Annotated in this window: 22 protein-coding genes; 4 read left to right on the forward strand and 18 right to left on the reverse strand. The window is 64.8% G+C overall.

The genetic code is table 11. The features are described from left to right. Nucleotides 1-60: 60 nt before the first annotated feature. The 5 genes from ACMUJL_RS11270 to ACMUJL_RS11290 all read right to left on the reverse strand — a co-directional run bounded on the left by ACMUJL_RS11270 (nt 61) and on the right by ACMUJL_RS11290 (nt 5,186). Nucleotides 61-891 carry a trypsin-like serine peptidase gene (locus tag ACMUJL_RS11270; RefSeq protein WP_416914260.1) on the reverse strand — a complete coding sequence of 277 codons (831 nt, stop codon included), beginning with the start codon at nt 889-891 and terminating at the stop codon, nt 61-63. Nucleotides 892-952: 61 nt separating this feature from the next. Further along, nucleotides 953-2,275 carry a glycolate oxidase subunit GlcF gene (glcF, locus tag ACMUJL_RS11275; protein ID WP_375568213.1) on the reverse strand — a complete coding sequence of 441 codons (1,323 nt, stop codon included), beginning with the start codon at nt 2,273-2,275 and terminating at the stop codon, nt 953-955. A 1-nt stretch (nt 2,276) separates the two neighbouring features. Beyond that, nucleotides 2,277-2,594 carry a hypothetical protein gene (locus tag ACMUJL_RS11280; RefSeq protein WP_375568211.1) on the reverse strand — a complete coding sequence of 106 codons (318 nt, stop codon included), beginning with the start codon at nt 2,592-2,594 and terminating at the stop codon, nt 2,277-2,279. Continuing rightward, entirely contained in the window at nt 2,591-3,697 is a 1,107-nt protein-coding gene (locus tag ACMUJL_RS11285; protein ID WP_375573936.1) for an FAD-binding protein, read from the reverse strand. The genes ACMUJL_RS11280 and ACMUJL_RS11285 overlap by 4 nt, the downstream gene beginning before the upstream one ends. A 55-nt stretch (nt 3,698-3,752) precedes the next feature. Further along, a complete protein-coding gene (locus tag ACMUJL_RS11290) occupies nt 3,753-5,186 on the reverse strand; it encodes an FAD-linked oxidase C-terminal domain-containing protein (protein ID WP_068288107.1) in 1,434 nt (477 codons plus the stop codon). A gap of 86 nt (nt 5,187-5,272) precedes the next feature. Between ACMUJL_RS11290 and ACMUJL_RS11295 the strand changes: the two genes are divergently transcribed. After that, a complete protein-coding gene (locus ACMUJL_RS11295) occupies nt 5,273-5,992 on the forward strand; it encodes a DUF599 domain-containing protein (protein WP_068288110.1) in 720 nt (239 codons plus the stop codon). Nucleotides 5,993-6,027: 35 nt separating this feature from the next. Further along, on the forward strand, nt 6,028-6,396 hold the full coding sequence (locus tag ACMUJL_RS11300; RefSeq protein WP_068288113.1) for a hypothetical protein: 369 nt from the start codon (nt 6,028-6,030) through the stop codon (nt 6,394-6,396). A gap of 4 nt (nt 6,397-6,400) precedes the next feature. On the opposite strand, the gene ACMUJL_RS11305 is transcribed toward ACMUJL_RS11300, so the two are convergent. The 4 genes from ACMUJL_RS11305 to ACMUJL_RS11320 are packed head-to-tail and all read right to left on the reverse strand — an operon-like array spanning nt 6,401 to nt 13,078. Then, on the reverse strand, nt 6,401-8,449 hold the full coding sequence (locus ACMUJL_RS11305; protein WP_375568208.1) for a hypothetical protein: 2,049 nt from the start codon (nt 8,447-8,449) through the stop codon (nt 6,401-6,403). Continuing rightward, nucleotides 8,446-11,193: a DUF4159 domain-containing protein gene (locus ACMUJL_RS11310; RefSeq protein WP_068288120.1), complete on the reverse strand. Its 2,748-nt coding sequence runs from the start codon at nt 11,191-11,193 to the stop codon at nt 8,446-8,448. The genes ACMUJL_RS11305 and ACMUJL_RS11310 overlap by 4 nt, the downstream gene beginning before the upstream one ends. Then, complete coding sequence (locus tag ACMUJL_RS11315) at nt 11,190-12,074, reverse strand: DUF58 domain-containing protein (protein ID WP_068288122.1); 885 nt, start codon at nt 12,072-12,074, stop codon at nt 11,190-11,192. Before ACMUJL_RS11315 ends, ACMUJL_RS11310 begins: the two co-directional genes overlap by 4 nt. Beyond that, nucleotides 12,071-13,078, reverse strand: coding sequence for an AAA family ATPase (locus tag ACMUJL_RS11320; protein WP_068288124.1), 1,008 nt, complete (start codon nt 13,076-13,078; stop codon nt 12,071-12,073). Before ACMUJL_RS11320 ends, ACMUJL_RS11315 begins: the two co-directional genes overlap by 4 nt. Nucleotides 13,079-13,147: 69 nt before the next feature. Here ACMUJL_RS11320 and ACMUJL_RS11325 point away from each other — a divergent pair, with 69 nt between their 5' ends. After that, the gene (locus tag ACMUJL_RS11325) at nt 13,148-13,735 is read left to right on the forward strand and encodes a DUF1285 domain-containing protein (protein ID WP_416914261.1); all 588 of its coding nucleotides are present in this window, start codon (nt 13,148-13,150) and stop codon (nt 13,733-13,735) included. Nucleotides 13,736-13,747: 12 nt separating this feature from the next. On the opposite strand, the gene ACMUJL_RS11330 is transcribed toward ACMUJL_RS11325, so the two are convergent. Genes ACMUJL_RS11330 through ACMUJL_RS11340 form a run of 3 tightly spaced genes read right to left on the reverse strand, consistent with a single transcriptional unit; the run spans nt 13,748 to nt 17,079 of the window. Continuing rightward, nucleotides 13,748-14,677 carry a lysylphosphatidylglycerol synthase transmembrane domain-containing protein gene (locus tag ACMUJL_RS11330; protein WP_375568203.1) on the reverse strand — a complete coding sequence of 310 codons (930 nt, stop codon included), beginning with the start codon at nt 14,675-14,677 and terminating at the stop codon, nt 13,748-13,750. 3 nt (nt 14,678-14,680) lie between these two features. Then, nucleotides 14,681-16,339, reverse strand: coding sequence for a sulfatase-like hydrolase/transferase (locus ACMUJL_RS11335; RefSeq protein WP_375568201.1), 1,659 nt, complete (start codon nt 16,337-16,339; stop codon nt 14,681-14,683). Continuing rightward, a complete protein-coding gene (locus ACMUJL_RS11340) occupies nt 16,336-17,079 on the reverse strand; it encodes a CDP-alcohol phosphatidyltransferase family protein (protein ID WP_375568199.1) in 744 nt (247 codons plus the stop codon). The genes ACMUJL_RS11335 and ACMUJL_RS11340 overlap by 4 nt, the downstream gene beginning before the upstream one ends. A 129-nt stretch (nt 17,080-17,208) precedes the next feature. On the opposite strand from ACMUJL_RS11340, the gene ACMUJL_RS11345 reads away from it, so the two are divergent. Continuing rightward, nucleotides 17,209-17,754, forward strand: coding sequence for a cytochrome b (locus tag ACMUJL_RS11345; RefSeq protein WP_068288639.1), 546 nt, complete (start codon nt 17,209-17,211; stop codon nt 17,752-17,754). Between the two features lie 35 nt (nt 17,755-17,789). On the opposite strand, the gene ACMUJL_RS11350 is transcribed toward ACMUJL_RS11345, so the two are convergent. From ACMUJL_RS11350 to ribA, 6 genes are read right to left on the reverse strand one after another with little or no spacing between them, the layout of a single operon-like run. Further along, on the reverse strand, nt 17,790-18,581 hold the full coding sequence (locus tag ACMUJL_RS11350; RefSeq protein WP_375568197.1) for an endonuclease/exonuclease/phosphatase family protein: 792 nt from the start codon (nt 18,579-18,581) through the stop codon (nt 17,790-17,792). After that, nucleotides 18,554-19,399 carry a RibD family protein gene (locus ACMUJL_RS11355; protein WP_375568195.1) on the reverse strand — a complete coding sequence of 282 codons (846 nt, stop codon included), beginning with the start codon at nt 19,397-19,399 and terminating at the stop codon, nt 18,554-18,556. Before ACMUJL_RS11355 ends, ACMUJL_RS11350 begins: the two co-directional genes overlap by 28 nt. Before the next feature lie 22 nt (nt 19,400-19,421). Beyond that, entirely contained in the window at nt 19,422-20,195 is a 774-nt protein-coding gene (locus tag ACMUJL_RS11360; protein WP_375568193.1) for a methyltransferase domain-containing protein, read from the reverse strand. 3 nt (nt 20,196-20,198) lie between these two features. Then, entirely contained in the window at nt 20,199-20,594 is a 396-nt protein-coding gene (locus ACMUJL_RS11365; protein ID WP_375568191.1) for a 6-pyruvoyl trahydropterin synthase family protein, read from the reverse strand. Between the two features lie 33 nt (nt 20,595-20,627). Next, the gene (locus ACMUJL_RS11370; RefSeq protein WP_375568189.1) at nt 20,628-21,575 is read right to left on the reverse strand and encodes a zinc-dependent alcohol dehydrogenase; all 948 of its coding nucleotides are present in this window, start codon (nt 21,573-21,575) and stop codon (nt 20,628-20,630) included. Beyond that, nucleotides 21,572-22,666, reverse strand: a complete 1,095-nt coding sequence (ribA, locus tag ACMUJL_RS11375) for a GTP cyclohydrolase II (protein WP_375568187.1) — start codon at nt 22,664-22,666, stop codon at nt 21,572-21,574. Before ribA ends, ACMUJL_RS11370 begins: the two co-directional genes overlap by 4 nt. Nucleotides 22,667-22,946: the final 280 nt, after the last annotated feature.

Raw genomic sequence — 22,946 nt, forward strand, 5'->3', positions numbered from 1 at the left:
CACCCCGATACCCCAGATGTGGGAAGCGGTTCAGAGAGTTTCAAGACGGGGCAGGCCCGATCAGGGCCGGACGAACTTGGCCCCGGTATCGCGTTGTACGCCACCGGGCGTCACGCGATTGCTGTCGGGCGAGGCGTGCAGAAAGACCCCGTCGCCCGCCGCAAGCTGCGCCTTCAGCCTGTTGAGGGGTTCCTGCAACTGCGTGCCCAGCGAAACCTTGGTTCCCCGGACTTCGGCCTTGGCGGAAACAACGGATACGATGCGCACCCCTTCGGATCCAAAGGAAAAGATCGGCGCACCGGAAGATCCGAAATCCACCGAACAGGACATGATCAGCACGCCGTCCTGCTGGCCCATGACGCCGCACATTTCCTGCAAGGATGGCGCATCGGCGCGGTCATAGGCATAGGACACGACGCCGACCCTGTCACCGGTGCGCGGGCGCGAGTCCGTATCGAAGGGCACGACCGAGGTTGTGCGGATCGGTTGCTGCAGTTCCAGAAGGGCCACGTCATTGCGCACGCGCGTCGAAACCACTGTTTCATCATAGGTATAGTCAGGGTCGATCACCGCGCGCCGCACCCAGCGATAGGCCTCGGCACGGCCGTTGCGCCATCCTGCCCGGAACTCGATCTTGCTATGGTCGATCCGCTGGCCTGTCGTTCGGTCAAACAGGCAATGCGCTGCGGTCAGAACCAGATCGGGCGCGATCAGCGCACCCGTGCAGAAACCCCGTCCATCTATATCCAGACGGCCAACGGCCTCCCAGCCGCGGGTCTGATCGCCGGTATCCAGTCGAGTCAGGCGCGCGTCCTGCGCGGAAACCACGCCGGATGTCAGGAAAATGCCCGCGCATATCAGGCCCAAAGCCCGGAAAAACCTGCAATTCATCATGGTCCCTCAGAATTGGGAACAGGGATAGGCGCAGATTAAGGCAAAAATGCGACAGGGATCAGCGCAGAATCGGGATCTCGGGCTGTCTTTTTCCCGGTGCGGTCAGTGCGGGCGGCTGTGGCCCACCCGTGGCCCAGTCCAGCAACTCGACCGTGTGGACAATCGGCACCTGCGTTCCCGATCCGATCTGCATCATGCAGCCGATATTCCCGGCCGCGATCACATCCGGATTGCGCGCCTCGAGCGTACGCACCTTGCGGTCCTTCAACTGCTTCGAGATCTCGGGCTGCATCAGGTTGTAGGTCCCGGCAGAGCCGCAGCAAAGGTGGCTGTCCGCAGGTTCGACCACCGCGAAACCCGCGTTCTTCAGCAGGTCCTTGGGATAGGTCTTGATCTTCTGCCCATGCTGCAGGGAACAGGCCGCGTGGTAGGCCACGGTCATCCCCTTGTCATCGCCCTTGGGCAGATCAAGGGTCATCAGCACCTCGGACACATCCTTGGCGATGGCGGACACGCGCGCGGCATCCTCGGCCAGATCGGTGTTGCGGAACATGTGGCCGTAATCCTTGACCGTTGTGCCGCAGCCGCTGGTATTGATCACGATCGCGTCCAGCCCGCCGCGATCCATCTCGGCGACCCAGGCACGGATGTTGCGGGCGGCTGTGGCGTGGCTTTCCTTTTCCTTGCCCATGTGATGGGTCAGCGCGCCGCAGCAGCCCTGCCCCTCGGCGATCACCACATCGCAGCCATGACGCTGCAGCAGGCGGATCGTCGCATCATTGATGTCGGTGTTCAGCGCCCTTTGCGCGCAGCCGGTCATCAGCGCCACCCGCTTGCGCCGCGCACCCTGCGCGGCAAAGGTCTGCGGGTCGTCGTTGCGGCTGACCGGGGGGATCTCTTTCGGTGCCATCTCCAGCATGGCGCGCAAGCGCGCATCCGGCATCAGAAAGGCGAAGGGACGCCCGATCTTCGCACCCAGCAAGGCCACCCGGAACCGCATCGGATAGGGCAAAATCCGCGCCAGAACCCAGCGCAGCAACCGGTCGGACAGCGGGCGCTTGTAATGATCCTCGATATAGGCGCGGGCATGATCGACAAGGTGCATGTAATGCACACCCGACGGGCAAGTCGTCATGCAGGCGAGGCAGGACAGGCAACGGTCGATATGCTTGACCGTCCGTGCGTCGGGCACGCGCTCGTTCTCCAGCATGTCCTTGATCAGGTAGATGCGCCCACGGGGGCTGTCCAGTTCATCGCCCAGCACCTGGTAGGTGGGGCAAGTGGCCGTGCAGAAACCGCAATGCACGCAGGATCGCAGGATTTCGTTCGACCGCGCGATGGCCGGGTCTTTCAACTGGTCGGGAGTAAATGTCGTCTGCATGTCAATTCCCCGCAAGTGCGCGCAAGAAGGCCGAAAGGGCCACAAGAAGAAGAACCGCCGCCAGGGCATAGCCCCAGACCGGCAGGCGCGGACCAAGTACGCGGTGCGTCAGATGCGCCAGACCCGCAAGGGCCACGCCGGGCGCGGCCATCAAGGCATAGGTCCCGCCAAGACCCTCGCCCACGATGCCACCCGTGGCAAACCAAAGCACAGCCAGAAAGACGGCTGCAATGCCGATGCCCGCCGCCGCCTGGCGACCCGGTTGCAACAGGCACAGCGACAGGGCCACAACCGCAGGCACAAGCAGAAAAAAGATCATGACACCACCACGGGTGACATGTCCGTTTCAGCCGCGAAGATGCCGCGCGGATCGAACCGGGCGCGAATGCCGGCGGACAGCGCTGCCAAGGCCGGCGGTTCGGGTTGCTCCATGGGCAGGCGTGCGCGCGTGTCGGCGCCCGCGCGTACAAGCGTGGCATGCCCATCGAAGGCCCCAAGGCGCGCGCGCAGGTCCGTGCCCGGCGCCATCCTGAGCCAGACAAGCCCGCCGCCCCAGTCATAAAGCGCGCCATCCGCGCCTGCACGCGCCACCAGACCCGGCGCATCGCTGGGCTTGACGGACAGACGCCAGATATCCCCGTCGACCTGCTGGAACGGGGTGACATCGCGGATCGCAGCCCACCGCTCCACGCTGTCTTCGACCTCGCCACCCAGCATCTCGCGCAATTTTCCGGCGCGATAGGCCACGGAACCGGCAAAACCTTCGATCCGCAGATAGGTCCCCTGCCCCGGCCAATGGGCGGCACCCGTCACCTCGTAGGGCGAACCAAGCGCGCGGGCCATCGCCTGCACCGCGCCCGCGTCATCCAGATCCGGCAAAACCAGGGTCACGGCCACTTCGGGCATGGGCAGCACCTTGAAGGATACCTCACTCAGCACACCAAGGCGCCCGCGCGCGCCCGCCATCAACTTGACCAGGTCATAGCCGGTGACGTTCTTCATCACCCGGCCACCGTTCTTCAGGATACGTCCCGTCCCGTCGACAAAGCGCACGCCCAACAGGAAATCGCGCGCGGCCCCCACTTGGATGCGGCGCGGACCGCTGACATTGCCGCCGACCACGCCACCGATGGTGGGAGTGCCACTGGTCCCCAGCAATCCCCGATGATCCATCGGCTCGAAGGGCAGGCGCTGACCTTCCGCGGCCAGCGCGGCCTCGATCTCTGCCACAGGCGTTCCGGCCTGCGCGACAAGGGTCAGGGAACCGGGCTCGTAAAGCGTGATGCCCGACAGGCCCCGCGCCGTCAGCACCTCGGCCTCACGCGCCTGCGCGACGGAGCGTGTGCCCCCGCCGATGATCTGCAAGCGCCCGGTCGCACCTGCGACCATGTCGGCCAATTCGGCCTCTGTCCGGGGGGTCATCATCTTCATCTTCCATAAATGCCTTGAGGGTCCGGGGACAGTGCCCCCGGCAATGTCATGCCGCGCGACGGGCTTCCGAGGCTTGCAGCGGGAACACCTTGGCCGGATTCAGCAGCCATTGCGGATCGAATACATCCTTGACCGCCATCTGGATATCCAGATCGTCAGGGGCGAACTGATCCACCATCAGGTCGCGCTTTTCGATGCCCACGCCATGCTCACCGGTCAGGCAACCGCCCACCTCGACGCAGAGACGCAGGATATCGGCGCCGAAAGCCTCGCAGAGTTCCAGATCGCCGGGCTTGTTCGCATCGAACAGGATCAGCGGATGCATGTTGCCGTCTCCGGCATGGAACACGTTGCCCACATCCAGCCCATATTGCTTGCTCATCTCGCCGATGCGACGCAGCACGAAGGGCAGTTGGCTGACCGGGATGGTCCCATCGAGGCACATGTAGTCGTTGATCTGCCCCATCGCCCCGAAAGCCGACTTGCGCCCCAGCCAGATCCGCGCGCTTTCGTCGGCCGATTTGCTTTCGCGCAGCTCCACCGGATTGTGGCGCCGGGCAATGGCGACGATCCGCTCCAGCTGCTCGTCTATTTCGGCATCCGAGCCTTCGACCTCGACGATCAGCAGCGCCTCGCAATCGGGATACCCGGCCTTTGCAAAGGCTTCGGTCGCGCGGATGCAGGGACGGTCCATGAATTCGATCGCAACAGGCAGCACACCCGCCTTGATGATGTCGGACACGCATTCGCCCGCCACCTCGTTGCTGTCAAAGCCCATCAGGACGGGGCGTGCGCCTTCGGGCTTGCGCAGGATACGCAGCGTCGCCTCGGTCACCACGCCAAGCTGGCCCTCCGATCCGCAGATCACGCCCAGCAGATCCAGACCGCCAGAATCCAGATGCGCGCCGCCGATTTCGACCACGGTGCCATCCATCAGCACCATGGTCACACCCATCAGGTTGTTGGTGGTCACGCCGTATTTCAGGCAATGCGCCCCGCCGGAATTCATGGCGATATTGCCGGCAATCGCACAGGCCAGCTGGCTTGAAGGATCAGGCGCGTAGAAAAAGTCATTTTCCTCGACCGCGCCGGTCACGCTCAGGTTGGTGCGGCCCGACTGCACGCGCACGAAGCGGTTGTCATAGTCGGTTTCCAGAACGGCATTCATCCGCGCCACGCCCAGGATCACGCTATCCGCTGTCGGCAACGCGCCGCCCGCCAGCGATGTGCCCGACCCGCGCGGCACCACGGGCACCCCCATGTCGTGACAGATCCGCAGCACATCGGATACTTCCTGCGTGCTGGAAGGCAGCACAGCCGCCATTGGCGGGCAACGGTACGCGGTCAGCGCGTCGCACTCATAGGCACGGGTTTCGGATTCCAGATGGATCACCGCATCTGCCGGCAGAACCTGCAACAGCCGCTCGATCAGCCGAGGTTTCTTGGCAAGGATCGCAGGATTCGGGCTTGGCATGTCCATGTCTGATCTCCTCCTGATTATTGGTAAGAAAATATAACCAATTTATACGTCTGGCAAGTCAAGATATGCCGCACTAGGATTTTGGCATGACTTGGACAGATCGCCTAGGATTGTTCGGCCCGCTGGATATCGCGGGGCTTGCCCTGCTCTTCGTGGGCTGGATCGTGATTGGCTGGAGGATCGAGGCACTGAACAGCGCCCGCCCCTCGGTCTCGGTGCTGATGGCGGAATATCGGCGGGAATGGATGCGCATGATGGTGACGCGTCAGACGCGGATGTTCGATGCGCAGGTTCTCAGCGCCCTGCGGCAAGGGGCCTCGTTCTTTGCCTCGGCCACGATGATCGCCATCGGTGGCGGGCTTGCCCTGATCGGCAATGCCGAACGTCTGCAAGGCCTGGCAAGTGATCTGACGATGACGCAAGATCCGATCTTTGTCTGGGAGGTGAAGCTGCTGGTCACACTGGCCTTCCTGGCCAATGCCTTTCTGAAATTCGTCTGGTCGCATCGATTGTTCGGTTACTGCGCCGTGCTGATCGCGGCCGTGCCCAATGATGCCGAGGATGCGGCGGCCTTACCGCGCGCCGCCAAGGCAGCAGAGGTCAACATCACCGCGGCGCGCAGCTTCAACCGCGGCCTGCGCTCGGTCTATTTCGCGTTGGGCAGCGCCGCGTGGTTCCTGGGAACCTTGCCGCTGATCGCCGCCACGATGATCACCCTTTTCGTTTTGTGGCGGCGCGAGTTCGCCTCGCAATCCCGTGCGATCCTGGTGGCCCAGACGGACGGCATGGGCCACACGCAGACGTGAGCAGGCATCGCATTCCGGACTGATAGGGTAGAGGCATGACATTCAGGTTTGCAGCACTGTCTTCCATCCTTCTCTGCCTGTCCGGCACAGTCGCAAGGGCAGATCCGCCACGGATCGTGGGGGTCACCGCCACCCATGCCAGCATGGGATGGCGATTCGATGTCAGTATCGGCCACCCCGATACAGGCTGGGATCACTATGCCGATGGGTGGGAAGTGCTGGATGCCACGGGCAAGCGCCTTGGCTATCGCGAATTGTTCCATCCGCATGTTGACGAACAACCCTTCACCCGCAGCCTGAACAACGTGATGGTCCCCGACGGCACGACCGAGGTTTTCATCAGGGCAAGCTGCAATCGCGATGGGTGGTCAGAGCAGACATTTCGCGTGCCCTTGCGGCGCTGAGGCGTCAGCGCCGGCCTTCGCGCAGCCAAGCCCCCACGATCAGACCGGACGCCAGCAACAGCACCAACCAAGCCGGCAACAGCGGCATCTGGCGCAGATCGCGCGTCTCGAACGCATCGCGCGGGGTCAGGCCGATCCAACCGCGCCCGGCGGCGGGACGGCCTGCGCTGACCTCGCGGATCGCGGGCAGCCCCTCGGCCAGCGGCAGAACGCCACCGCGCAGCGTGTCGATTGCGGGCTGCATCACCTCACCTGTCGCGATGGTCTGCTCGAACTCGCGCGGTGCGGCGGGGCCAAGGCCGATCACGGCGTACTGATCGCCATCCGTCAGGCGATAAAGCCCGATTTCGGGCCCGTCATAAACGGCTTCGAACTGACCGGGGCTGACTTCCGTCAGGGGCACTTCGACTTCCTCGCCACCCGGCGTGATGATCGTGACCGGTCCGGCGCTGTCTTTCAGGGTCCGGCGGATGATCCGCATGCGTTGCCCCGTGGGTTCGGCCCAAATCGCCTCTTCCTCAAGCTCGGGTTCCTTCATCATCCAATGGGCAAGTCGGCGCAGCAGTTCCAGCTGCGGCCCACCACCCTCGTAGCCCCGATCCCAGAGCCAGGCCTGATCAGACGCCAGAAGCGCGATGCGCCCTTCATCCACACGATCCAGGATCAACAGCGGGCGATCGTCGATACCGGACATCACGACATTGCCACGCTCGGTCTCAAGGTCGATCTGGCGCAACCAGCGGCCCCAATCCTCGCCTTCCGGTGGGGCAAGCCCCGCCGTGACAGGATGCCGTTGGCCCATGTCGGTGATCCGGGGCACGAACCCTTCCTCGATCACGCGGGCGGTAGGGCGCGCGGGCAGAACCGTGGACAGCGGCGAGCGGTAGAGAGACGAGGCCGTTGCGAAGTCCGGCCCGGGCGCAACCAGCACCGCGCCACCCTTGCGCACATAGTCGGCCACGTTTTCAAGATAGAGCGTGGGCAGAATACCCCGCCGCTTGTAGCGATCAAAGATGATCAGATCGAAATCCTCGATCTTCTCCATGAACAACTCGCGCGTGGGAAAGGCGATCAGCGACAGTTCGGACACCGGGACGCCATCCTGCTTGTCGGGTGGGCGCAGGATCGTGAAATGCACCAGGTCGACCGAACTGTCCGATTTCAGCAGGTTACGCCAAGTGCGCCCGCCTGCATGGGGTTGGCCCGACACCAGCAACACGCGCAGACGGTCGCGCACGCCGTTGATCTGGACAAGGGCGGTGTTGTTGCGATCGGTCAGTTCGCCCTCGGCCTGAGGCACCGTGAACTGGATCACGTTGCGCCCGCCGTGCGGCAGGGTCACCGGCAATTCGAAGGTGCGGCCGATCTCGATCTCGTAGCGCTGCGGCTCACCGCCATCGACCGAGATTTCAAGCGGCGCGCGGGTCACACCCTCGGGCGCGGCCCCCATGTCCTCGACCCGCAGGGACAGCATCACCGGTTCACCCAGAATGGCAAAGGCCGGGGCATTTTCCACGATCAGGCGGCGATCCCAGTCATCCGGCAGACCGGTGTGCAGCAGATGCAGGGGTGCGGGCAGTTCGGGCGCGCGGTCCATGTCATGAACGCGGCCATCGCCCAGCGCCACGATCCCGGCGATACGCCCGCGCGGCTCTTGCGCCAATGCCTCGTTCAGGGCGGTCATCATCTGGGTGCCGCTGTCCCCATCACCATCGGGCACCTCGATCCGGCGCACCTCGGTATCGGGACGCGCGGCCAGTTCGGCCTCAAGCGCATCCGCTGCCTCAAGAGTGCGGGCCGCGCGGTCACCCAGCGCCTGGCTGGACGAGCGATCGACAAGCATCAGCACGATGTCAGACAGCGCGGCGCGGTCTTCTTCCTGCCAGTTCGGCCCACTGAGCGCGGCCAGCACGACCAGCCCGGCCAGCAGGCGCAAGGCCCAGCCCGACAGGCCACGCGTCAACGCCAACCCGGCGGCAAGCATGACAATTGCTGCCAGCACCGCCAGAACGGCCCAGGGCAGAAGCGGATCAAAGATGATCTGTCCCGTCATTGGCCCAACCTGTCCAGAAGCGCGGGCACATGGACCTGGTCGGATTTGTAGTTGCCCGTCAGCACATGCATCACCAGATTGACCCCAAATCGGAACGCGAGTTCGCGCTGCCGCTCGCCACCGAAACCACGCCCCACCGGAAACAGGGCATTGCCCCGTTCATCCATGGCCCAGGCGGCAGCCCAGTCATTTCCACCGATCACAACGGGCGTGACACCATCGTTGAGGTTTCGGAACGGCATGCCTTCGATCCGTTCCGCATCCGCGGGTGCCGCCTCGACCCAGACGTCGCGGGCTGTGTGGCGACCGGGGAAATCCTGCAAGAGATAGAAGGTCCGGGTGATGACGTGATCTTCGGGGATCGGCTCAAGCGCGGGAATATCCAGCGGGGCCGCCAGTTGCTGCAGCTTGCGGCCATTGGGGCTGGCTGCACCGAAACCGGCCACATCGGCATCGCGCGTGTCGAAAAGGATCATGCCGCCCGAGCGCAGATAACGGTTCAGCTTTTCATAGGCCTCGACCGAGGGCGTGGGCTGTTCCGGCGTGATCGGCCAGTAGAGGAACGGGAAAAGCCCGATCTCATCGGTTTCAAGATTGACCGCCATCGGCGCACCCGGTTCGACCGAGGTACGGAAGAACAGTGTCTCCGACAAGCCCCTCAGACCGGCCTGCGCCATGTCATCAAGGCGGGCATCGCCGGTGACGATATGGCCAAGCCGCAGTTCCGATGTCGCGGCGATGGCAAAGGCATCATCGGCCACCGCATCACGCGGCAGCGCGGACAACGCAACCAGCAGGATCACGGCGGCGCGGGCGCCGATCAGGCGACCGGACAGGGCAAGCGAGGCGATCACATCAGCCAGCAGAAGGCCCAGCGCCGCCGCCAGAAGGTAACCGGCAAGCGGCGTTTCCGCCGGGCGCGACAACCCCTCGACCGGGATGCGCGCCGGCCATGTCGCGGGCGACAGGACGGTATCGGCGGATATGGTGTTGCGCGCGATGCGACGGTCATTGCCGTCATAAAGACCCGGCCGCAAATCCGGGCCCAGCGGAGCCGAGAGCAAGGCCGCCCCATCCACACCCGGAAGGGTTTGCGCGTCCTGGACGCGGCCGAACCCGTCAAGCACCGTCACGGGCTGCCACGAGGTGCCTTCAAGATCCTCGCCCACCAGACCCTGGCCCACAGATGACACGGCAAGCCGTTCCAGCATGCGCACGAACAACCCAGACAGCGGCAGGCTGGACCATTCGGCATTGGCCGTCACATGCATCAGCACGACATGCCCCTGTCCGACCGGCTTGCGCGTCACAAGGGGTGTTCCGTCGGTCAACTGCGCGATCACGCGATCTGCCAGCGTCGGATCAGGTTGCGCCATGACCTGCGCCGTCACCGTCACGTCATCGGGAATCGGCAGGCCGAAGAACGGGCTGTCTTCGGTGAAGGGTGCCAGCGTCTTGGGGTCACCCCAGCTCATGGCGCCGCCGACCGTCCGGCCACCGGCCCGCAACCTGACCGGCATCAACGGATGTTCGTCTGTCCGGCTGACTTCGCTGGCCGCAAGGCGCGGCCCGGCAAAGCGTAGCAGAAGACCGCCATTCTCTGTCCAGTCCAGCAGCGCATCCTCTTCCGAAGGCGACAGCGTCGCGATATCCGCCAGGATGATGACATCGGGATTGGCCGGAAGCAGATCGAGCAGCTCGCCCTCCAGCAAGTCGGCATTCGGGGCAAGGGCCTGACGCAGGTAATGCAACGGCGACAGCAACTCCAGTCCCTCGCGGTCCTCGCGCCCGGCAATCAGCGCAACCTCGCGACGGCTGAGACTGTCATCCGACAAGGCCACGGCCCCGGTGCTGCGCAGGCCTTCGATCTCGAACCTCGTGATGCGCGCCCGCAGTTCCGAAGGCAGGCTTGCCTGCGTCATCGCTTCGGTCGCGTCCGGTTCGAACTGCAATGGCAGGTTGGCCAGAACACGCGGTGTTCTGGAGGGGTCCAGCCCGTGCGCGGCCACCGTCAGATCCAGCGCCGGGCCGCCACTGGCGCGGCGGGCGGCCAATTGCAGCACGCCTTCCTGATAAGTTGCAGGCACCATCGCGACGGGGCTGCGGCCCGAAGCAAAGACGCGCACCGTGCCCCGCGCTTCCAGGGCGGCAAGCAGGTCGTCACGACCGTCGATCGCCAGGCCATCGGTGAACCAAAGCGTCTCGAACCCGCCGTCGGGCAGCAGATCGATGGCCCGCGCCACCATATCCGGGGTCGGCGTCCAGGGTTGCGGTGTCATCCCGGCAATGCGGCTGCGCCACAGGTCTGCGGATTGAAAGGCCGCCTGTTCCGGCGCACTCAGCCGCAGGATCGCGGCGGTTCGCCCCTCGCGACCGGCTTCGGCCAGCATGCGATCCGCAAGCTCGGCGCGCCCGGTCCAGTCCTGCGCGCCTGCCCAGCCGCCATCCATCACGATCAGAACAGGACCGTTACCCGGCTGGCGATCCGCCTGCGGGTTCAGCACAGGCCCCGCCAGACCGATGATGACGGCCGCAACGGCCAGCATCCGCAGAAGCAAAAGCCACCAGGGGGTGCGATCCGTGACGCTTTCATCGTCCTTGAGGCCCAAGAGCAAGGCAACACCGGGAAAGCGGCGACGGATGGGCGCGGGCGGCACAGCCCGCAGGATGATCCACAGGATCGGCAAGGCCAGAAGGCCCAGCAGCAGCCAGGGGGCCGCGAAACCGATGGGGCCGATCATCATGTGCCAGCTCCCCGCTCCAGCGCGCGCCAGACCCACAGAAGCGCCGATTGCGCGGCGGCATCGGTGTGATGGCACTGATACTGCCAACCCGTGGCCGCGCACAGATCGGCCAGGGCAGCCTTGCGTTCCGCCAGCCGCTCCAAGTAGCGGCCACGCAAATCGCCCGCTTTCAGCGTCTCATGCGCCAGTGTTCCACCCATGCTTTGAAAGATGGTGCGCCCCTGGAACGGAAATGCTTCCTCGCTGGGATCCAGAACCTGGATCAGGACACCACGCACCCCACGATCCGCGGCCTTGGTCAGGGCGGCCTGAACCGGCAAGAGGTCGGACAGGAAATCGGATACGAACATGGCACGCGCCTGCGGTATCATCGCGCGCGCCTCGGGGATCCCGTAATCCATGTCCTCATCTCGGCTGAACATCTCGGCCAGCCGCAGCAGTTGCGCATTGCCGCGGCGTGGCGGTAAGGCAGTCCCTGTCAGGCCCACGCGTTCGCCGCCGCGCACCAGCAGGACGGCCACCGCCAAGGCCAGCAAACGCGCGCGATCGGCCTTTTCGGGCAGGTTAGGGTCTGATGCAAACCGCATCGACGCCGCCTGATCCACCCAGAGCATGACGCTTTGCGCGATCTGCCATTCACGTTCACGCACGAATTGCATGTCGCCACGCGCCGAGCGACGCCAGTCGATCATCCTGACGGGATCGCCCTGCCGTACCGGACGGTATTGCCAGAAATCATCCCCCTGTCCGGCGCGCCGGCGTCCGTGCTCGCCCAGCAGCACGGTACCTGCCAGATACTCGGCCCGGGCCAGCAAAGGCGGGAACCGGGCGGCTTCGGCCTCGGCCCTGGCGCGCAGGGTCAGGGGATGGGGTTGGGTCACGCCGCCGCCTCGATCCGCGTGATGCGGGCAGCCGTATCCTCGATCAGGCCTGTCAGCGTGTCACCGCGGGCACGTGCCGCGAAGTTCAGCGCCATGCGATGCGTCAGCACCGGGCGCGCCATGGCAACGACATCCTCGACCGATGGCGCCAGGCGCCCCTGCAACAGGGCGCGCGCGCGCACCGTCAGCATCAGTGCCTGTGCCGCGCGCGGGCCGGGACCCCAGGCCACGGTCTGGCGCACACGGTCATCGGCACTGTCGTCATCCGGTCGGAAGGCGCGGACCAGATCGAGAATCGCCTCGACAACGGCATCACCCACCGGCATCCGCCGAAGAAGGGTCTGCGCTGCAAGCAGTTCTGTATCGGTAAAGACCTGATGCGCCTCGTCCTCGGCCACGCCCGTGGTGGCCAGCAGGATATCGCGCTCTGTTGCACGATCGGGATACTGCACATCGATCTGCACGAGGAAACGGTCAAGCTGCGCTTCCGGCAGGGGATAGGTCCCCTCCTGCTCGATCGGGTTCTGGGTCGCCAACACGTGAAAGGGCTTGCCCAGCGGGCGATCCTGCCCCGCCACGGTCACGCGCCGTTCCTGCATCGCCTGCAGCAGCGCGGATTGTGTGCGGGGGCTGGCGCGGTTGATTTCATCGGCCATCAGCAACTGGCAAAAGATCGGGCCTTCGACGAAGCGAAAGGCGCGGCGTCCGTCAGCATCGGTTTCCAGAACTTCCGACCCCAGGATATCTGCAGGCATCAGGTCCGGCGTGAACTGCACCCGGTTGCCCTGCAGACCCATCACGGTCGACAGGGTTTCCACCAGTCGCGTCTTGCCAAGGCCCGGCAGGCCGATCAGCAGGCCATGCCCACCGCAGAGCAGGGCCGACAGGGTCAGGTCGACGACCGTTTCCTGCCCGATGAAACGACGCGTGATCGAGGCCCGCGCCTGTGCCAGCTTTTCCTCCAGCGCCTCGATACCGGCGACCAGATCGGCGTGATCGGACATGGCAATGCCTCCTTTGAACCCTAGGTCATTATGATGATAGTATCTCGGCAAAGAGAAATGGCAAAAGCAATGAGCGGACAAATGATCGTGACCCCGTCAGCAGAAGGTATTGCTGCCTCCGTCAGGGCAGCAAAGGGCAAGGGGCTTCCGCCGGTGCATCTGTGGAATCCGCCCTTCTGCGGCGATCTGGACATGCGGATCGCGCGGGACGGCACGTGGTTCTACCAGGGCACACCGATCGGCAGGCCGGGGCTGGTGCGCCTGTTCTCGACCATTTTGCGCAAGGACGGGGACAAGTATTTCCTTGTAACCCCGGTTGAAAAGGTGGGCATCACCGTCGATGACGCCCCCTTTGTCGCCGTGGATTTCGAAGCCGAAGGCGAAGGACAGGCGCAAAAGCTGACATTTCATACCAATGTCGGTGACAGCGTGACCGCCGCGTCTGACACACCGCTGCAATTCGTGCGCGATCCCGAGACGGGCGAACCCTCGCCCTATGTCATGGTGCGCGCCGGGCTTGAGGCGCTGATCGACCGCAAGAGCTTTTACAGGCTGGTGGATCTGGGAACCGATCATGTTGTCGATGGGGTCACATGGTTTGGCATCTGGTCCGATGGCGTATTCTTTGGAATCATCCCCTCGGCCGAATTGCCCTGAAACAGAGACTGATCAGGCCGATTGCGGCCTGGGATGGATCAATAGGAACACCACCCCCGGCAGGACGCTGACCAGAAACATCAGGCCAAAGGCAAAGCTGGCGGCAAAGCCTTCGGTGGCGGTGGCCCCGATCACCGGGAAAAGCGCGGCCGCCGCGCCTTCCCGCAGACCCCAGCCGCTGACCGAAATCGGGATCAGCATTGTCAAAAGGATCAGGGGCACGATGATCATGACGGCCGTCAGCGGCAGGCCGGTGCCCGTGGCGCGCGCGCACAGGGCGAAAGCCAGAAGGTTGAGCGCCGTCGTTGCAAGGCTGAGGATGATCTGGCGCGGCAGCACATCCGGCGCCAGGACAGAGACCGCGAAGGCGTCAAACCATTCGCGGACATGATGGCCCCAGACATGGGCACGGCGACTGACCGCCCAAAGCACAAGCCCCCCGACCAGCAGGGCGCCACCAGTCATCGCCACCAGGCGCAGCACCCACGCCGGCAAGCCGGTCCCACCGGGACTGATCCAGACCAGCAGCACAGCGGCACCCGTCACGCCGAAGAGGGCCAGTTGCCCTGCAAGGCGTTCGAACACCACGGCCTGCCCCGCACGCTTCAATCCGGCCTCATGCCTTGCACGCACAGCGCGACCAGCATCGCCCACGACACCACCGGGCAAAGACTGGTTCACGATCTGCGACAGGTAATATTCGCGGATGGCCCGACCCACGGTGATCGACTGGCCAAGGCGACGCGCTGTCAATCGCCAGCGCAGGGCAGACAGCACGGTCTGCCCGTTCAGGGCCAGAACCGCCGCAAGCAACCAGACGGGATTGGCGGCCAGCAGCAGATCCATCGCACCGGGTCCATCGACGGTCCGCCAGAGCAGCGCCAGAACCGCCAGCGTCACCGCCACCCGAAGCAGTCTGATGATCCCCGCTTTTCCAAACATGGGCTAGCCCCCATTTGCGGACAGCGGCAGGGATGCCCCGGTACGGGGCTGCGTGCTGAAACCGCTGAGAAGAAGATCGCGCATCGCCTCCATCGGCAGGATCGGCGCGCTATCCGTCGGGATCAATCCCGGCGTCCACCCCCAGTCGGCAACCTGCGCCAGCAAGTCGGGCGGACCGATCAGATGGACAGGCACATCCGGCCTTTCATCTAGCGCGATGAAACCCGCCGCCTGGTGATCGCCCAGAACGATCAGCAAAGGGGGATCATCGGCATGGCGGATCGCATAGGCGACCAAGGTTTCAAGCGCATAGGTGATCGACTGGCGGTATTGATCGCGTACCCGGTCATGATCGCGCCAGACCACTTCGGGCCGGTCGCCGGATTGGGCCATCTCGTCAAAGACGGTGCCATCGCCCAGGTCTTCCCAGGGAACCAGCTGCGGGATCGGAACCCAGGGCGCATGTGACGAAATCAGGGCTACTTGCGCAAAAAGATTGCGGTCGGACGGGGCTTCACGCAACAGCCTGTCCAGTGCAGCCAAGGTGAACTGATCCGGCATCGTGACCCAATTGAAGGGCAGGCCCCGATACCCGAGGTCGGCTGCGGGCAGCACCGTTTCAAACCCCATGAAGGCCGCCTCGGGCCAGTCCAGCGTGATCGCTGGCATCACCGCCGCCGTGTGAAACCCTGACCTGGCCGCGATATGGAACAGTGTCTCGCGCCCGCTGGCCAGCGCCGCCTGATAGCGCGCCTGCCCATCGACCCGCATTCCATTGGCAAAGGTGGCATGGGCCAGCCAGCTTTGCCCCCCGCGGGTGGGCGAGGTCAGGTAGGCCGATTGCATGGCCAGACCCGCGTCCCGCAGGTCTTGCGTTGCGCGTTCAAGCAGGGGGCGATGCTGCTGCGCGTAAAAAGGCGTGTCCATGCTGGTGCGCCCGTAGCTTTCGACGAACACGACCAGCACATCCCGATCTATCCGGTCCAGAAGCCCGCCGCGCGCGGCAAAGGGATCGGCGCGCGCCAGATCGTTGAAAGTGCGCAGATCGGCCAGCGTGTCCCGCACAAGGAATGCGCGCTCCAACCCGACGCGGGCGGTGAAGGCAGTACCCGGCGCATTGAATGGAACAGGCCAGCGCGCCATGATCGATCCGACATCGGCCACGGCAAGACCAAGTGCGACAAAGGCCGCCAACCCGGATGCAAACTGCGCCGGGCGCGGCAGCGACAGGCGGGCCCAGACGCCCATCGCCCACCACAGGCAGGCGGCAATGGCAATCATCAAAGCTGCAACGCCAAGCACGGCCGCAATCGCAGGCAGCAGGCCGATCGATCCCCAGGTCAGGCGAAAGGCCGCCGCGATCAAGGGCATGTCACCCACCGGGTTGAAGCCACGGGTAAAGGCCGTGAACATGCCGAAATCGGCTGCTTTCAGGACGACGATCACGGTCAGGGTCAATGTCAGCACCGCGCGCAACAGGCGCCCTGCGCGCCCGTCACCGATCACGGGCAGGGCCAGCAGCAGCAAGGGCCATTCAAGGGCAAAACTGCCCAACGCCCCCCATGTCATGGCCGCAGGATGGTTTGGCTGGATCAGGACCAGGTGCAGAAAGACCGCCGACAGGGCAAGGGCGCCAAAGCGGCGCCAGGGGGCTTGGGTCACGATCGGTGCCTCCAGAGCCAGAGGGTGTCGCGCCCGAAGGACCAGATCAGGGCCGCAACTGCGGCCCAGGTAATGCCCAGCGCCGGGCCGCTTCCCAGGATTGGCACCTGCAAGGCGATCAGCGCCGCGATCTGGATCACGCATACCACCTTGCGCCCGAATTTGTCGGGCAGGGGCGCGGCCATCCAGGGCAGTCCCCATGACGCCGCAACAAAGACATAGCGCATGACACCCAGGGCAAGAACCACGACACCGCCCATCCCATCGGCAAAGGCATGCAGCGCCAGGATCAGGGCCAAGCCTGCGTCGATCTCCATGTCGAAACGCGCCCCGAAACCCGAGGCCAGACCCTGACGCCGCGCCAGCCAGCCATCGACCCCATCCAGCAAAAGGGCAAACAACGCCACAAGGGCCACGGCCCATCCGCCCCAAGCCGCCTGACCCGCATCACCGGACAGCAGCGGGGTCAACAGGCTGGCACCAAGCCCGGCCCGCAGCAAGGTGACCCCGTTGCATCCTCCAAACCGCGGATGCGGATAATGGGCCGGCAGTTGCCACCACAGCAGCAGCACCCCTGCGGCCAAAAGCGCGAATGCGGGCATTACCGCCAAAGCCGGGGCAGCATACAGGGCCATGTTCACCGCCTGCATGGCAAGGGCCGTGCAGGCCGCCCAGATCAACAGGCCCAGGCGTGGCGTCATCACGCGCGCGCGGTCAGGCATCAAGGCATCATGCGACATGGGTTTCATCCGTCAGAGTTAGTGTAGAGGCCAGGCAGTCAAGGGATGCGGGCGCTGTGGCTGGTCAGGCCGCGCTTGACCAGGCGCCGTTTCCGGCTAACTGAAAACAAGGTGATATGCGAGGTCGGGATGCTGCCACAACAGGATCGTTACAAGGCGCCCGCACGCTGGCTGCATTGGCTGGTTGCGGCGCTTGTGCTGGCGATGGTGCCGGTCGGATTCCTGATGGTCCAGCAGGGGCTCAGCCGGCCTTTGCAGAACGCATTGTTCCTGTTTCACAAGAACATGGGCGTTGTCGTGGCCCTGCTGGTTCTGGTGCGGCTGCTCTATCGGTGGCGCAATCCACCACCGCCGCTGCCCGCATCGCTGCCCTCCTGGCAGAAACGTGTCTCGGCCTGGGTGCATGGGCTGCTCTACACGCTGATCGTGCTGATGCCGGTATCCGGCTATGTGCGGGTGCGGGCCGGGGGCTTTCCGATCGAGATGCTTGATGCGCTTGGCATTGGCAGCCTTCTGCCAAGGTCCGAAGCGCTGGCCAATGCGGCGAAGTCGCTGCATTACGCGGGTGCCCTTGCGCTGGTGGTTCTGCTGGCACTGCATCTTGGGGCAGCATTGCAACATGGCCTGATCAAACGCGACGGGATCATGGGCCGGATGTGGCCCCCACATCGCTGAGGACGCACTGGCAGGTTCCTTGCGCCCGCTGCACATCATGTCGAAGGGCCAAGCGTGACACGTGCCGCGACCGGGCGGTGATCCGAGGCGATACGAATGCCCGGACCGTCCAGCGCGCGCATGTCTTCAACGCGGCCCGGCGCGGAGGTCAGGATCCGGTCCAGCGGCAGGATAGGCCGCGCCACCGGAAAGCTGGCCTTGGCGGTGCCGAACAGGGATTGCCCCAGCAGCCGTGGCGACATGGCCAGACCGCCCCAGGGGCGCCATTCGTTCAGATCACCGATCAACAGGTTCTGGCGCGGGGACCGGCGGCGCAGATGCTGGCCAATGACCCGCATCTGCGCGATACGCAACGGCTGCCCAAGGGACAGATGCGTGCCGATCACGCGAAAGGCATGCCCGCCCCGCGTTGCGTCGACCACGACCGCGCCTCTGTGGCAATGTCCCGGCAGATCCAGAAGCGCGATATCCTGCACCTCGATATCGGGGGCAAGGAACACGATCACGCCAAGAAAGCCGTGGCTGTCCGGACCCCAGCGTGATGCCTCTGTCCTGTGCACATGGCGCAGCCCGCTCTGATCCTCGATTCGTCCGATATCCAGGACGCCGCGATGCGGGCGACACTCTTCATCCGCCTCTTGCAGGACCAGAACGGCAGTACGCGGCACCAGCACTTCGGACAAAAGGACATGCGCCGTCCGATCCGGGTCGATGCGACCGTCCTGACCGCGACCGCGATGGATGTTCCAGCTTACGCAGTCCAGCGCGCCGGGCCCGGATGATCCACCAAAGCCTATCATCAGGACAGGTAGGACGCCGTCTGGCATGCACCGCTCTTGGCCCGGTCATGCAAGGGAAGCGCCGCCGCATTGGCAAGAGGCGTCAGGCCACAATCGAACACCACATCCGAACCCAGACCGAAGACACGTGTTTCAGGCCGGATGCATTCGGCAAGGGTCAGCGGCGCGGTGGGTGTCGTCAAGGCCGCCCGCCCTGCCCCGATCAGCAATGGGGCGATGGCAACCTGCAGCCGGGTCAGCAATTGCGCCTCGAGAAAGCCGGCAATCGTGATCCCGCCACCTTCGATCAACAGCGTGGACAATCCCGCCTCATGCAATGCGGTCAGAATGGCCTGGGGCGCAAAGACGCCGTTTTCCAGCGGTAGGCGGATCACGTCGACCCCGGCGGGGCGTTTGCGATCAACGGCCTGAATCACGAAGCGGCGGGCCCCATCGTTGCGCAGAGCCGGTGCGTCATCGGGCAGGCGACCCTTCGGGTCGATCACGATCCGCGCCGGGTTGGGGCCACTGCACAGCCGCACGTCAAGGCGTGGTTTGTCATGCAGCGCCGTGCCGACACCGATCATCACCCCGTCCACAAGCGCCCTTATCCGGTGCAGATGCGCCAGACCGTCGGGGCCGGACACATCGCGCGCATCGCCTGACACGGTCGCAACTCGACCGTCCAGGGACTGACCGATCTGCGCGATCGTGACAGGACCAAGATCGCGGCGCGCAAGTGGTCCGTAAAGGTCAAGTGCTGCGCGTTCACCATCGGACCATGTACCGCAGCAGGAACAGGCCCGGCCAGACCGGATGGCGAGGATACGCTCCCACACCTCGGGGGTAACGGTCACATTGTGCATCGTTGTCCTCCTTTCCGGCCGGTCATGGCGCGCCTGGCGGCAAGGCCAGAAAATCGGTGTGGCCGATGTGGCAAAGCGCCGTCTCTGCGGCAGCGACGCGGGCGCCGCCCCATGCCATGGCCTGCTCTTCGCCCGCTTCCGCCGCCGCCGTTGCGATACCCGCTATCAGTTCACGGTGCAGCGCGCACTGGTCGGGCCCCAACTGCCAGGGGCTGTCGGCACGGTGCACCGCATACCCACGGCGTTCCAGCGCCGCTGCCATGGCGTCTGTCGCGCCCGGCCCAAGCGCGGGTCCAAAGCCCTTGTCACCAACCTGATGGCGATTGAATGCACTGGTCACCGGCGCATCGGCGCTATGGGACGGCGTCCAATGCATGACGCCGTCATAGCTCAGCGCGGCATAGAGCGGCAGTCGGTGATCCGCCAGCCGAGCTGCAAGGCGTTCGACCCAGTCAAGGGAACACAGGTCAAGCAGGGCCGAAGCCGTCACAAGGCTGGCCCCATCCAGCGGCAGGTCATCCAGATCACGCAGGTCGATCCTGTGCGTGGACGCGCCCCCCGGTGCCGCCGCCGAGGCATGGCGCAGAAGTTCGGGATCATTGTCCACAAGCCGCCATGCCGCCCCCTCGGCCATGAGACCCGAGAAAGCGCGAATGGTCGACCCGGTTCCACACCCCAGATCGACAATCACCGCCTGCGGGCCCGCGGTCTTTGCGGCCGCGCGCAACAGCGCCGCGTCCCGGGCCGCATGATCGGCCGGTTCACGCAGGGCAAGCCAGGCGGCGCTGAACCCCATCCCTCAGATCTCCGCCTCGAACCAGCCACGCGCCATGTGGCTTTCGTGCAGAGTAATGCGCAACCGCTTGACCCGCCCACTGTCCTTCAGTGCGCCGGATCGGACCTTGGCGGCCATTTCCCGGAAGATATGCCCTGACAGGAATTCGGTGGTGGTGAAGATGCCCTTGAACTGGGGCACCTCGTCCAGGTTCTTATAGCGCAGGGGTTCCAGCACGGCCGCCAATGCCTCGATCGCGAGGCCGATATCGACGACCAGCCCAAGCTCGTCGATATCATCGGCGAAAAATGCGGCATCGACAGTAAAGGTGGCGCCATGCACGCCCTGCGCCGGGCCAAAGACCGGCGAGGGAAAGGAATGGGCGATCATGATGTGGTCACGGACTTCAACGGCGTACATTTGGGCTCCTTGAGGGGTATTCCGGGTGTGATTTCAGTAGCGAATGCGGTGGCACAGGGTATCGGGTGACGACAGGATACGGGCGTAATCGTTCGGCAGATCGGAAAAGGCACTTTCGCCCGAGATCAGGGCATCCAGCCCTGGATCGCACAGCAATTCCAGCGCCTTGCCCATCCGGCGCGCATAGGTCCAGCGCGGCAGCCGGACCGCAGGAAGGTGGCCGACCTGCGAGCTGACAAGCCGCAGGCGGCGGCTGTGAAACGCACCGCCCAGCGGCACCTGAATGGGGGCGTCGCCGTGCCAGCTGGCCTCGACAACCGTGGCTTCCTGCCCGGCCAGCGACAGCGCCAGCGCCAGCCCCGCCTGGGTCGCGCTGGTGTGAATGACAACGTCGCATTCCTGCGGCGCCGCGTCGGGCTGCGCGAAGGCGACCCCGAGGGCACCAGCCAAAGACGCGCGGCACGCGTTGATATCGACCAGTGTCACATCTGCGCCGGGCAAGCGCCCGGCCAGCCACGCCACCAGCGCGCCGACCACACCGCCACCGATCACCGCGATCCGGTCACCCGCACCGGCACCGCTATCCCACAGGATCGTCAGCGCAGTTTCCATGTTCGCGGCCAGGATCGCACGTTCCGGTGGCAGACCATCGGGCAAAGGCGACAGCATGCTTTCGGGCAGACGATAGGTGGTCTGATGCGGGAAAAGCGCGAAGACGCAGCGCCCGGCCAGCGCGCCTTCGGTCACGCGGCCGACGCTGCAATAGCCGTATTTCACCGGAAAGGGAAAGTCGCCCTCCATGCCCGGTCCGCGCATCCGCTCGTGTTCGGACATGGGCACGCGCCCCGCCGCGACAAGCCGTTCCGTTCCCCGACTGATGCCGGAAAACAGGGCCTCGACCGCGACGCCATCCGCAGCGACATGGCCGGGCCTGATCTCGGCGCGGTCGGGGGCCACACACCAGAGGGCAAGTGCATTCATTTGAAAAGATGTCCGGATTTCGCGGCCTTGGTTGCCAGGTAGGCTGCATTCTGCGGGGTCTGGCCCACGACAAGCGGCACGCGTTGCGTGACCGCAATGCCCTGTTTGTCCAGCATCGCCTGCTTGGCCGGGTTGTTGGTCAGCAGGCGCACACGGTCGACCCCCAGTCGTGACAACAGCGCAGCACCGATCCTGAAATCGCGTTCGTCATCCTGAAACCCCAGATGATGGTTGGCCTCGACCGTATCAAAACCCTGATCCTGCAGGGCGTAGGCCCGCATCTTGTTGGCAAGGCCGATCCCGCGCCCCTCCTGGTTGAGGTAGAGCAGGATGCCACCGCCCGCTTCGGCCATCGCCTTTGTCGCGGCATGCAACTGGGGACCGCAATCACATTTCAGACTGCCCAGCACATCACCCGTGAAACAGGCCGAATGCAGGCGCACCAGCACCGGACCAGCGGGATCGAGAGTGCCGATTTCGATCGCGTAATGCTCGATTCCGCCGTCATCGGGCCGAAACACATGCACGCGCCCCGTGTCATGCACGGCCATCGGCAGCCTTGCCGAGGAAACGGGGTGCTGCATCCGTTCCTTTGACAGCTCGACCAATATGTCCTGCGCCCGCAGCGCCGACAGACCGTTCAGATCGGTCCGGGTCAAAGCGTCGGCTTGCGCGCCGGGCGCCAGAGGCACCGCCACGACGGCCGGCAGCAACTGGGCCGCTTTCGCCAGCGCCACGCCCGCCTTGTGCATCATCGTCCCCGGCACAACCCCGTCCGCATGGGCATCGGGCAGTGGCAATGCGTCACGCAGGATCGCGCGGGTCGGATCCGCCATCGCCAGAAGCCAGGTCAGGCTTGCGCCCTGCGGCACCGGCAAGACCAGCGTATCGGTCGGCAAGGCCTCTGCATCAAGGATCCCCAGGATCGCCGCACGATTGCGCGTCAGCACCAGACCCGCGCCCGCGCCACAGGCGATGACCGCATCAAGCCGCTCCTGGCTGAGGGTTTCGACAGCGACGACCAGACAGGCCTCTGCCTCATGGGTGATCAGGACGGGCAGACCCATGCGCATGTCGCCCTTCGTCCGCATCACTAGCTCCAGCAGGCTGGGTGCAAGGAACGGGGACAAGAGGTCTTGATCAATGCGAGCAGAGGCCAGGGCCGGGCGGAGTGCGTTCATCTGACAACCAAAATTCAATTCTATCCCCCTCAAACTAGCATTGCACGGATGCAGACAAGACCACGCATTCGTTTTCCGTGATGGTTTGACCCGCTTGGGCAATCTTCTGCGCATACGGGCTGAATCATTGGAAAGTTGCACTATCTGCGTCTTGCACGTGATCGTTGCTTGTTTCCCGAGGAGAGAGAGC

It is taken from the genome of Seohaeicola sp., from assembly GCF_048006315.1.
Lineage (GTDB): Bacteria > Pseudomonadota > Alphaproteobacteria > Rhodobacterales > Rhodobacteraceae > Seohaeicola.